This is a genomic window from Streptomyces roseofulvus, from assembly GCF_039534915.1.
GTDB classification, from domain to species: Bacteria; Actinomycetota; Actinomycetes; order Streptomycetales; family Streptomycetaceae; genus Streptomyces; species Streptomyces roseofulvus.
On the sequence record NZ_BAAAWE010000001.1, the window covers coordinates 132,220 to 143,960 of the forward strand.

Sequence of the window (11,741 nt, forward strand, 5' to 3'; positions counted from 1 at the left end):
CCATCCGAGAGGAACACCTGCTGCACGCGACTCATGATCTGGGTCGCCTGGCTGGGGCGCCGAAAGAAGCGCCCCAGCCTTCCCCTATTCGCTCTTTTCGTCACAGTCATACACAGAGGAGATAAGAGAGTGATACGCAGAGTACATTCTCGGTAGTTCTCGGAGATCTTCGCGCACGGCGAGGAATTCAAGAACAGAGGAAAGGAGATGGTCGACCGATTCCTTCTCTTGCTCCGGAGTCAGACGAAGTTGCTCGAATCCTTGAAATCGCAGGTCCGGGATCACCTCAAGCAGAACTCTTCTAATCCAGTGCTGACTGGACAACTCACCGGCGCGGACGGAGAGCCATTCATGGAATCCCCTCAGCACCCCACCCGAGCGCGCGAAATCATATCCTGCAATAAACATCGCGGTTGAATGATAGGTGCCATTAAGACCGAACCCGCCCGGATGCTCACGAATTCGAAGGATCAGATCCTCGTCTCTCACGATTCCCCTTAGAAGCCGAAGTCAATTATCCCGGGTCGCCCCCACCTCGCCTTATAGTCGGCAATTAGCTCACCGCCCCTCGGTGTCCACGCATCGTACACCCTACCCTCATAAACGACGACTACGTGAAAGTACCAGCCGGCATCCACGTCGTGGTACTTCGGGAGAATCATCTCGTCGATTGGCCTGATGGTGACTATTTCTCCACCACCCAAGCTTTCACGGATGCGCCGGGCACACACGTCACAGCCGCCGGAGTTCGCAATCTCCGTCTTGTCTCGCGGGAGCCCGGGGATGTCGTGCTCAAAGCAGGGAACTTCACCGGCCGAAGAGGCCAGCGACATAGTCGTCATGCCAGACGCGCTGGCTCCCGGTACAGGACAGACGCGCTTGAGCGCCTTCAGCTTATCGTATGCCTTTTCAAGTGCCTTGAGCTTGGCCCCGATGAGCACGTCGGCCGCGAGACTCCAGCAGTTCTCGAAATCCTTCTTCTCCAGGCAAGCCTCGAGATCTCCAAGACCGGTCACCGAGCTGGTAAAGCCCCACAGCTCCTCCATGGCCTGGTTGAATTCAGGCCCCATGGAGATGATGTCGCAGCCGATTTCGTTGTGCTGACACCAACGGGCGAAGCCCTCCGGATCGCAGGGGACGTACGCCTGGCCGCAGCGGTAGATCTCACGTGCGCGGGCGCCTGGTTCCTGCATGGCCCGCTGCTTGGCTTCGAGGGCTGCCTTGCGGCGGGCTTCCTCTTCTTCCCGGTACTTCTTCACTGCGATGGTGAAGGTTTCCTGGGCTGCCTTCAGCGCGGCCGTGGCGTCCGCGCCGGCAGCGATGGAGGACTGGCGTGCTTGTTCAGCGGCGGTCCACGCGGCGGAGGCGGACGCCTGGGCCATCTCGGAGGAGAGGGTGGCGTCGGATGCGGAGAGGGCGGCGTCCTTCGCGGAGCGGTTGGCTTCGTTGGCTGCCTTGCGTGCGGTGGCTGCCGAGGCGGCGGCGCTGGCTGCAGATGCCTCGGCCTGGGTGGCGTACTGGGCTGCCTTGGCCGCGCTGGTCTGGGCATCCTGGGAGGCGGCGTCGGCTTTCAGCGCCCAGTCGTTGGCTTCGGCGGCGGCATTGCGTGCGATGGCGGCGACCTTCTGCGCGGTCGCGGCGTTCTTCTGCGCCTCGGCCGCGACCTTGGCGGCGTCCGCGATCAGCTTCTGGACCTGGGCTGCGTGGGTCGCGTTGAGGTGGTCCTGACGTGTCGCCTTGTACTGCCCGGAGACGATGAACGCGTGGACCGTTCGCGGAGAGCCCTCCAGAGCGATTCTCGCCGCGGACTTGACCTCCGGGCCGCCGGTGCTGAAGAGCTGCGCCGCGCGGACTCGCTCGTCCTGCGTGCGAGCGGTCTCCTGGTCAGTGATCAGGAACTGGCTGTACTTCTTCGGGTCCCCACTGTCCAGTGCCGCCTTTGCGGCGTCGGCGAGAATGGGGCCGCCCTCGGAGGCGGCCTGCGCGATGAGGACGCGCATGCTCTGGGCGGCGGCCTGGTACTGGCCGTCGTCGATGAAAGAGGTGACAGCAGCTCCGTCGCCAGCTAGCGCGATCTCGGCCGCGGTGCGGACCTCAGGGGTCTCGCTCTCCTCGGCTAGACGCTCGACGTAGGAGCGTTCGTCCTGTTCCCGGGCGGTCTTCCATCCGTTCTTCAGGTAGTCGATGACCACCTCGTCCGGACCGGCCAGTGCGGCCTCGGCCGCGGCTCGGCCCCAGGCCGTTCCGCCGGTCGCTGTCCGCAGGGCCAGCTTGCGTCCCGCGACGGCGATGGCCGGGAGACTGGCTCCGGGCTCGGCCGTCATAGCCACGAGCTGGTCTCGTTCGGCGTCCCGGTCCTTGATCGCCTGCTGCAGCTGGGCGAACTGTGCGGCCTGGGTGGCGTATGCCGACTTCTGGTCCCTGGCCAGGGCGATGCCGGCGTTGGTCCGGCCCAGGAGGTCCTCGGCCTCGACCTGGCGGGCGAGGGTGTAGATCTCGTTGGCTTTGAGGACCGCGTCGCTCGCCGCAGCCGCGGCTTCGCTGGCCGCTTTGGCGTGAGCCGTGGACTTGTCGGCCGCAGTGGCCGCGTCGCCCGCGTGTTCGGCTGCCTCGTCGGCAGCAGCTGCGGCGTTGTTCGCGTGGGTCGCCGCCTTACGGGCAGCGTCCCGAGCTGCCCTTGCTGCCTTCGCCGCGTCCTCGGCCAGCTTCTGCGCCTCGCCCGCGGCACGGTTGGCCTCCGCCGCATGCCGCTTCGCGGAGGCTGCGGCGGCCCGCGCCTCGGCGGCGGCGGCGCTGGAGCTGCCGGCCAGGCCGCTCGCCTCCATCGCGGCGCTCGCGGCCAGGTCGGCCTCCGCACCGGCCTTTACAGCGGAGCCGGCCGCCACACCTGCCGCGGTGGCAGCCTCGGCCGCCTTGTCCGCCGCGTCGGCGGCGAGGTTGGCGCCCTTGGCGATGCTGCGCGCGTTCTCGGCAGCGACGCGGGCTGCGTCGGCCTTGCTCGCGTCCGTCGCGGCATCCGCAGCAGCGGACTGGGCGCGCGCTGCCGCCTGCGCGGCAGCGGCGGCCGTGGCCGCCGCCCGGGAGGCGGCGTTCGCGGCGACGCGCGCTGAGTTCTTGGCGGCGCCGGCCGCCGCGATCGCCTGCTGCGCCGACCTGGCCGCCTGAGAAGCGGCCTTCGCGGCCTTCTGGGCGGCGGCAGCCGCCTTGCTGACCTCACCCTTCGCTGCGGCCGCTTCGTCCTTGGCGCGAATGGCGGCTTCCATCGCCAGCTTGGCTGACGCGACGGCCTTGGCCGACTCGTTCTCTGCCGCCTTGGTCTCGGTCGCTGCCTGCCGGCCTGCTTCCTTCGCCTGCTCCGCGAGCTCGGCAACCGTCGCGTGCTCTTCGTCCTTGTTGCGCGCGACGAACTGCCCCACGTCGAGGAACTCGCGGCGGTCGTCCGCGGTCCCGTTCAGGGCCAGCTCACCAGCGGCACGGACATTGGCGCCGCCACTACTGATGATCTGGACGACCTGGACGCGATCGTCCTGCTCCGCAGCCGTGTACTGACCGGTGGCCAGGAACTCGCGGATGTCTGCGGTGGAGCCGTTCAGCGCGTCCCGGCCGGCGTCCTGGACTGTGGGCCGCGCAGTGCTGACGATCCGAGCGACCGCGAGGCGCTGATCCTGCTCCACCGGGGCTTCCCAACCCCAGCTGAGAAATGCCCCCAGTTCCTCCGGCGTTGCTGTGAGGGCTGAATGTGCGGAGGCCATCAGCTCCGTGCCGCCCATACTGGCAAGCTGGCTGACGGACACACGGTTGTCCTGGTGCCGCAGGCTGTCGGCAACCGTGAGGAATGCCTGGACGGCGGTGTCGTCTCCCGTCAGTGCGGCTTCGGCAGCCGCTCGCACTTCAGGGCCGCCGACCTTCCAATAGTCCACCACACGGCCGCGGTCAGCGGCCATGGTCTCCGCCAAGGCGAAGGACTGGGCAGGGCTGGCCTGCGGAGTAGCGGAGACGGGCGTCGTTCCGAGCAAGCCCAGGACGAGGGCGATCGGGAGCGTGCCGAACGCTGAGGCGCGTAGCGCGCGCCTGATTCTTCCCGGGCGGATCGGCCCGTGGGGTGTTGGTTTCACCGGCTTCTCTTCTCTTCGGCGGTGCCGTGGCCACGGCACCTCGGGCACGCGGCGGGACCCGGGGAGCACCTGGGTCCCGCCGCACGCTTGCGTCGCGCAGTCTGTGACGACTCGGTCGGCTGGTTCGGGTCCCGGTGTCAGCCGTTGTGGCGGTTGATGAAGTGGGTGCTGGCGTAGGACCAGGCGCCGGCGGTGGTGGTGGACCAGCTGACCTTGACGGGGTCGAAGGTCGCGTCGGGCTTGGTGAGCCAGGTGAGCATCTTCACGGTGCCGTTGGTGTAGCCGTACATGGCGCCGATGTCGTCGCGGCCGTCGCCGTTGTAGTCACCCACGACCGTCTTCATCGACGAGTACGTCATGCTGCCGGCGGCGATGGTGAGCGCGGCGCGCGGGGCGACGAAGGTGCCGTTGGCGTTGCTCTTGAGGACGTAGGCGATGTCCCGGCCGTCGGGGTGGTCGAACCAGAACAGGAGGTCGTCGCGGCCGTCGGCGTCGAAGTCGCCGGAGTGGACGTTGGTGGCGGCCCAGTCGCCCCAGCCGTCGTGGACGAATCCGGCGAAGGGTGCGGCGTAGCCGCCGTTGGCCTGGGCAAGGAACGTCCACACCTTGATGGCGCCGCCGGCGTAGTCGTAGAAGACGGCGATGTCGTCGCGGCCGTCGCCGTTGTAGTCGCCGGTGACGGTCTTGCCCATGGCTCGGGTCCAGGTGGTGGAGGTCCAGCTCTTGACCGGGGTGCCGAAGCCGCCCTGGGGGTTGGCGACGAAGGTGAACAGGGCGTCGCTGGTGTCGGAGTACTCGTACCAGGCGATGACGTCGTCGCGGCCGTCGCCGTTGGCGTCACCGGAGTGCAGCACGGCGCGTTCCCACTGCCAGGAGGCGACCGGACCGGTCCACGTGGCGAACGGGGCCTCGAACGCGCCGTTGGTCTTGCCTAGGAACGTCCACAGCTTGGTCTCGCTGTCGTACCGGTTCATGACCGCGACGTCGGCGATGCCGTCGCCGTTGAAGTCGCCGGAGACCTTCTTCATGTCGGCGAGGTCCCACTGGTCCGTGGCCGTACGCGCCATGGAGGAGTGCGGGGCGGCGATGGAACCGTCGGTGGTGCCCTCGAACAGGTGCATGGCGTCGGTTCCGTCGGCGTAGACGTACCAGTTGCTCATGTCGGCGTAGCCGTCGCCGTTGAAGTCGTTGCGGACCACGGTGCCGCTGGACCACTGGGAGACGCCCTGCGCGGTGTGCACTGTGAGGCTGCCGCGGTCGGTGAGGACGGCGGCGCCGCCTGCGGCGGTGGTCTTCGCCTCCCACAGGTTCGCGGTGTCGGCGGCGTTGCGGACGACGAGGTTGCCGGTGGCGTCGAGCAGGGCGGTCGCCCCGGTGCCGGTAGTACCGGTGGACCACAGGGTCTTGCCCGCGTTCGAGGTGATGACGAGGTTGCCGTCGGGGCGCATCGTCAGCTTGGCGGAGGCAGATGCGAGGGTCTCGCCGGGCAGAAGACGCTGGCCGGCAGTGAGGCGGGAGCCGAGCACGGCGCCGTCGGCGCGGGCCGCGATCGCCTCGCCGCGGGTCTCTGCGGGGTCGGTGCCGAGGCAGCTCCCCTGCCAGGAGCGGCTGTTGACGCCGACGAGTTCCGGCTTTCCGTCGGTGACGCGCAGCAGCGGGGCGCCTGCGGTGCCCTTACAGATCAGATCGACCGCAGTTCCGCCGGTGAGGTTCACCTCGTTCGCGGTGACCGCACCGGCGGTGAAGGTAGAGGTGTGGAGCTTGAGCGGCGACCACGCGGTCTTGGTCCGGCCGTAGCCGGGGACGGTGAGCGTGTCGCCCTGCACGACCGGGGTGCTTGCGATGGCGACGGGGGTGACGCCGGTGGCGGGGGTGGCGAGGCGCGCCATGACCAGGTCGCGGCCGTTGCGGGGGGCGAGGTCGACGACCTCGGCGACATGGCCGCCCGAGGTGTTGAGGTCGGCGCGGCCGATGGTGGCGACGGTCTTCTCCGCCGGCTTGCCGGGCGCGAGTTGCGTGGACCCGCGGGTGAAGCAGGACGCGGCAGTCAGTACCCACTGCGGGTCGACGAGCGCGGCGGAGCAGGACCGGTACGAGTCGCCCTCGCCGATCTCCAGGCGGGCGGCGAACGGGTGGCTGGACTCTCCAGACGGCGCGGGTGCGGCGCCGCTGGGGCCGGTGACGCGGAGCTCGACCAGACGGCTGCGCACACCGCCCTGCACGCCTTCGCCGACCGGCGTGTAGCCGTCCTTGGCGATGGTGATGGTTTTGGTGGTGCCGTCCTCGCCGGCGAGGGTAGCGCTCATGGGCTGGTCGGCGGCGTCGATCCAGAAGGCCCGGTTGAGGTCCAAGGTCAGCCGGCCCGTGGCGGCCCTGGAGTCGAAGCAGTACGTGTCCTGCATGTTCACCGGCGGACCGACGACATGGACGCGTATCTGCTCGGTGTCGAGATCACACTCCGCGAGCACGATATTGCCGTCGCCACGGATCAACTTGATGCCCTTGTCCGCCTCGATCTGAGCGGCGTTCGGATACGCACCGTCCTCGAAGGCGTACGGCATCACCGCCTCGGCGGCCTCGGCGGGCGCCGTCAGTGCCGCGAAGGCATGACCGGTCGCCGGGATGGTGAGGGCGGCGACGGTCATCACCGTGACGCCCATTCTGGTGGCACGCGTGTGCACCTGATCGTGTCCTTCCGAAGGAAGCGGTGTACCAGGGCCTCGCGATGTCCGCGACAGTGCCCCGTGCCCGCCCGGAGGCAACACGCGCGGGCCTGCGACTCACGCTAGGACCGCCGCGACCACCGCTCCAGGGACACCTCGCGCCAATGGAGGACCACACGCGCCACCAAGGGACCGACGGCGCCAAGTTGGGGACCCTACGTGCCTCGCACCGGCAATCACCTGGGATTTCCCGCTGCTCTATGCTCTGCCCCTGTGCTCTCACACTCGCATCCGGGGACGACCTCGTCCGCCCTCACCCGGCTGTCCGTCCAAGTCATCCGCATGGTCGGCGCGGACCCGAACGGCTACGCGCACCTGATCGGCCTGGCGCCGGAACACCTCCACGGCGACGCCTACCGCATCCCCGCCTCCACCACCGGGCGCCTCGCGGACCTGACCTCGGTCCACGTCCCGTGGACTGAGACGGCGGTGCTGCTCGCACGGCAGTCACACGTCGGCGCCCTCGGCGTCTGGGACTACCTGATCACCGCCGCCCCCACCCCGCTCGCAGGCATCCGGGACGCATCGACCTACTTCGGCACCGTCGTCGACACTGCGACGGAGGGTCTGCACGTTGCCGAGAACGGCGACCACGTCACCATCAGCCATTGGAACCAGGCCGACGTCACCCACGAGGCCGCTTGCGCGATACGCGCGTACGCGCTGGGGATCTATCGACAGCGGCTCAGCCAGGCAGCGGGCCGCGCCCTCGTACCCGTCCGCGTCGCCCTGGCGGTCCGTGCTCCCCGGCGGCACGACGTCCTCGCCGAGCTCTACGGCACGCGCGCGATCGACTTCGACGCCCCCGACAACTCGATCACGTTCCTTGCCGCAGACCTGAAGGCCCCCTCCCACCACACCCAGCCGGGCCTGTCGACCGTGCTACGAAGACACGCCGATCAGATCCTTGCCACAGCGATACCTCTGCACGACTGGCTCAGTCTCTTCCGTACCACCCTGGCCTCGGCCCACAACGAAGGCACCCCGACCCTGGCCACGGTGGCACGACGCATGGCTCTGAGCACCCGAACTCTCCAGCGCCGCCTCGACGAGCACGCCACCACGTGGAGCGGCGAGCTCGAATCCCTGCGCCAGACACACATCACGCGGCTCTTGGAAACCACCGATCTCAGCATCGACTCCATCGCCACCCGAAGCGGCTACGCCAACGCCCGCGCCCTGCGCCGAGCGGTCCAACGCTGGTACGGGACGACACCCGCCGCCCTCCGCAACAAGCGCGGCGCAAGCCCCAGACCCCTCGCGGGCGGGCGCGCCAGCGCAGGAACCACCCCCACATAGCGTTGTGCCCCGCTCCGAGGAACGGGGCACGGGCGGAGTGAGGGGCCAACGACCAGTCGGCTCTCCCTCCGTGCGTCCACGGTAGTGGGCATCGGGGCGAGCCCGCGGGGTTCGGCGGGTGGATGACCGGATCGAGCGACCTCTCGCGGCCGGGGGCGACGGATTCGTTGACGACGGCTGGTGGCCTGACGTCGGCGGCTCAGGCGGTACGGCGCACGATCTGCTCGTAGATCGCTTCGGTCTCGGGTTCTGTGCTGACGTCGAGGCGGCGGTTGATGGTCAGGAGTGATTCATAAGCGGTGCGGACAGCCGTGTGGTTGCCGGCCTGGTCCTCGATGCGCATCCAGTCCTGGTAGAGGAGTTCGGCGCTGTCGTCGATGCCGAGGCCCTGTCGGATGACGCGGCGGGCGGCGTCGAGGTCGGGGCGGGGCCCGGTCCGGTGCCAGTCGGCAAGCGTGTGGGCGGTGTCGATGATGCGGACGAGCATCTCCTGGTGGTGGACGGCGGCCCAGGCCGGCGGGGTGCCGCCGAAAGGGACTCCGCGTACGAGGGCGAGGGCGGCTTCGAGGTCGGGGATGCCTGCGGAGGGGCCCTTCCTCAGGCCGCGTTCGGCGAGGTGCGTAAAACGGTCCCAGTCACACCGAACCTTCGGTGAGAGCTTGTAGATCCCGGTTCGGTCGCGCGGGAGGTAGAGGGTGCCGTCGGGGTCGGCGCCGAGGCCGCTGCGGAGCTGGGAGATACGGACTTGGAGCGTGTTGGCGCCCCAGGGCTTGTGGGGGTCCATCGCCTCGCGGACGGTGTCGGGCCGGCCGGGCTTGAAGTACAGGTAGGCGGCGAGCTGGGCGAGTTTCGGGCCGTGGCCGGATGCCTGGATGCCGGTGACCGCGACTGGGCCGAGGACTTGGACTTCGGGGGCGTGCAGGTCGACCGCGTCGCCCGGGTCGTCCACGCCGCTGTCATGGTCTGTAGTGGTGGCGGCCGGCGGCTGGGGCACCGGCCGTGTTGCGGGGCGGGTGGGCGGGGCGGTGTTGTCCGCCTGTGGCGGGACGGCGTTCTCGTTCTTCTCTTCCCCCTCCCCGGTGCTGGTGGTCTTGGCCGTGTCACCGGTGCCGTTGGTGACGGCCGGGCTGGCTTCGCTGCCTTCCTGGGCCGTCTCCTTCTCGGGCTCTTGGTCGCCGTCCCGCCCTGTGGGCAGTGGGGGGACGGGGGCGAGAGGGCGGGTGGCGGTGAACGCGGCGAACGGGGTGCGCGGGGGGTCGGCAGGGCTGTTGCTGCCCCCGTGGGCAGTGACGGCCACCGCGACGGGACTGGGTGGGACTTGGGTCCAGGGTTCTTCAGCGGGCTGGGCCGGCCGGTCGGCCTGGCGCAGCAGGTCGACGAACGCCTGGTAGTCGGCTTCGGGGAGGGACTGGACGATCAGGTCGGCGCCGAGGGTCTCGACGTGCTGAGGTCGAGTGGTGCCGACGGCGAGCTGGACGGCGTCGTCGAAGGCTCCGAAGGCGCCGGCTGTGCCTTGGGCGGGCAGGATGAGGGCGACGGGCAGTTCTCGGGCGGCGGTGAGGGTGTCGGCCAGGAGCTTGGCCTCGTCCTCTTCTATGTCGGCGGCGCAGACCAGGGTCCACGGCATGCGAACCGGGGCGTTGTCACTGTCTGCCTCTTGGCGTTGTTCCAGGAGGAGTTCGGCGAGGTCGGCGCGGGCTGAGGCCAGGTCGGGGGCGGTGCGGAGCCGGTTCTGGGGGAGGAGGGCGGGGAGTTCGTCGCCGAGGCCGACAGTGATGATCTCGGCGTGGTCGCTCCAGGTGCTGGTGGCGGCTTCGAGGGCGAGGACGCGGGCGGTGTCGCGTACGGCGGTGGGGGTGCCGTCGAGGAGGAGGACGCGGGAGACGTTCAGGTTGATCAGGAGGTGGTTGCCGTCGGGGTCGGTGCCGAGGGTGACCAGCCCCGGGTAGGGGGCTGGGACGTCCACGGCCTCGTCGGGGTCGAGGAGCGGCTGGGTGCGGTCCAGCACCCAGTGGCCCGGGGCGGTCAGGGTGAACGGGGTGATCGCGTAGTTCTCTCCCGGCGGGCCCAGGCCGTCTGCTACTTGGTCGTCGGCGCGGCCCCGTACGGGGAAGAAGAGTTCCACGCCGCTGGCGGTGATCTTCGCGCCGTTTGCCGGCGGGAGTGTGAACCCCTGCTGGGGGGCTGTGCGGGCGAGGGTGCGCAGGGCGAGGTCGAGGAGTTCGAGGCTGCCTGCGTCGGCGGCCGCGTGGAGTGTTTGTTCGGCGGCTTCGTTGTCGACGGGTGCGGGGAGCTGGCCGGGCTTGCGGCGGCGTCGCTGGAGCATGCGCAGGGTGGCGAGTGCGGAGAGGAGACTGCCGGCGGCGAGCATCCCGATACCCGCCGTCTCGGACAGCAGAGCACTGTCTGCGTCCTCGTTCTCGGCGGCGGGCGCGGGCGCGGGCTTGGCCGGGGACGGGACGGCTGACGGAGTCGCGGTGGCTGCGTCGGTGGACGCGGCCGGCGCCGGGGTCTTGGCGGCCGGCGCAGCAGGGGCAGGGGCTGCGGTGTGGGTGGGGGCCGGGGTGGTGGTCGCCGGCGCGGGAGTGTTCCTTGCCGGTGCCGGTGCCGGTGCTGGCTTCGCGGTGTCGGCGGGCTTGTGTGGGGTGGCGTTGCCGGTGCGCGGTGGTGGGGGTGTGGCTTCGGCCGGCGGTGTGGGGGTGGCCGTGTGGGGGATGGTGAGCTTCCAGCCGGTGCGGATGTCGTTGGGGTTGGTCAGACGTCCGCCGTCGGCCTGGGGCTTGTTCTTGTTCGCGTCGAAGATCTCGGTGTAGCGGTCGCCGTCGCCGAGCTGGTCCTCGGCGACCTCCCACAGGGTGTCTCCGGCGGTCACGGTGTAGGCGGAGGTCTGCGGGGCGGGGGTGGGCACGTCGTCGACGGTGGGGGTGTCGGGCAGGCGCAGGGTCCAGCCGGGCCGGATGGGCGCGTCGGCGTGGAAGACGGCGCCGTCGGCCATGGTGCGGCCCTCGTTGGCGTCAGCGATCTTCGTGTACAGGGCGCCGTCCCCGTACAGCCTTTCCGCGATCGACCACAGGCTTTCCGCTGGGCGCACCGCCCGCACCGTGTAGGTCTGCTCGGTCTTTTTCTCGACGCTCGCGGCTGTCGGAGCGGTGTCGGTGTGGGCGGGGGCCGGGACGGCGGCCGCGGTGACCGCGGGTGCGGTCGCGGCGGGGGTGGCTGCGAGGGCGGGGGCGGCGGAGGCGATGGTGCTGGAGGCGAACAGGACGAGGATGCCGCTGACGAGGGTGCCGGCGGCGCGTTGGGACAGGCGCAGGCCGGGCAGGCGGGGTGCGGTGCGGCCGCGGAGTTGGGCGGGGATCTCCACCAGCAGCGACGTGATGAACGTGGCCCAGGCGATCCAGCCGACCATGACCAGGGCGAGGAGGAACGCGGCGCCGGTGTCGGTGCGGGTGAGGAGGTGGGTGAGCGCGTCGATGCCCGGGCCCCAGAGGGAGGCGGTGGCCTGGGCGAGGACCCAGGGGAGGCCGGCGGTGACCGCGGCCAGGGCGGCCAGGCTGACCAGGGCGCGCGGGAGGCGTCTGGCGAGGGAGCGGGATGCGGGCAT

The 11,741-nt window shown here is 69.9% G+C and carries 5 protein-coding genes; 1 reads left to right on the forward strand and 4 read right to left on the reverse strand.

What is annotated here, in order from left to right; genetic code table 11:
* Positions 1-84: 84 nt before the first annotated feature.
* The 3 genes from ABFY03_RS00675 to ABFY03_RS00685 all read right to left on the reverse strand — a co-directional run bounded on the left by ABFY03_RS00675 (position 85) and on the right by ABFY03_RS00685 (position 6,796).
* Positions 85-489 (reverse strand): hypothetical protein, encoded by a 405-nt coding sequence (locus tag ABFY03_RS00675; RefSeq protein ID WP_346168776.1) that lies wholly within the window; start codon positions 487-489, stop codon positions 85-87.
* A gap of 8 nt (positions 490-497) precedes the next feature.
* Entirely contained in the window at positions 498-3,944 is a 3,447-nt protein-coding gene (locus ABFY03_RS00680; RefSeq protein WP_346168777.1) for an ALF repeat-containing protein, read from the reverse strand.
* A gap of 308 nt (positions 3,945-4,252) precedes the next feature.
* Positions 4,253-6,796 carry an FG-GAP-like repeat-containing protein gene (locus ABFY03_RS00685; RefSeq protein WP_346168778.1) on the reverse strand — a complete coding sequence of 848 codons (2,544 nt, stop codon included), beginning with the start codon at positions 6,794-6,796 and terminating at the stop codon, positions 4,253-4,255.
* Positions 6,797-7,051: 255 nt separating this feature from the next.
* On the opposite strand from ABFY03_RS00685, the gene ABFY03_RS00690 reads away from it, so the two are divergent.
* On the forward strand, positions 7,052-8,137 hold the full coding sequence (locus ABFY03_RS00690) for a helix-turn-helix domain-containing protein (protein WP_346168779.1): 1,086 nt from the start codon (positions 7,052-7,054) through the stop codon (positions 8,135-8,137).
* Positions 8,138-8,336: 199 nt separating this feature from the next.
* Here the strand turns inward: ABFY03_RS00690 and ABFY03_RS00695 are convergent, their stop codons facing one another.
* Positions 8,337-11,741: a LysM peptidoglycan-binding domain-containing protein gene (locus ABFY03_RS00695; RefSeq protein WP_346168780.1), complete on the reverse strand. Its 3,405-nt coding sequence runs from the start codon at positions 11,739-11,741 to the stop codon at positions 8,337-8,339.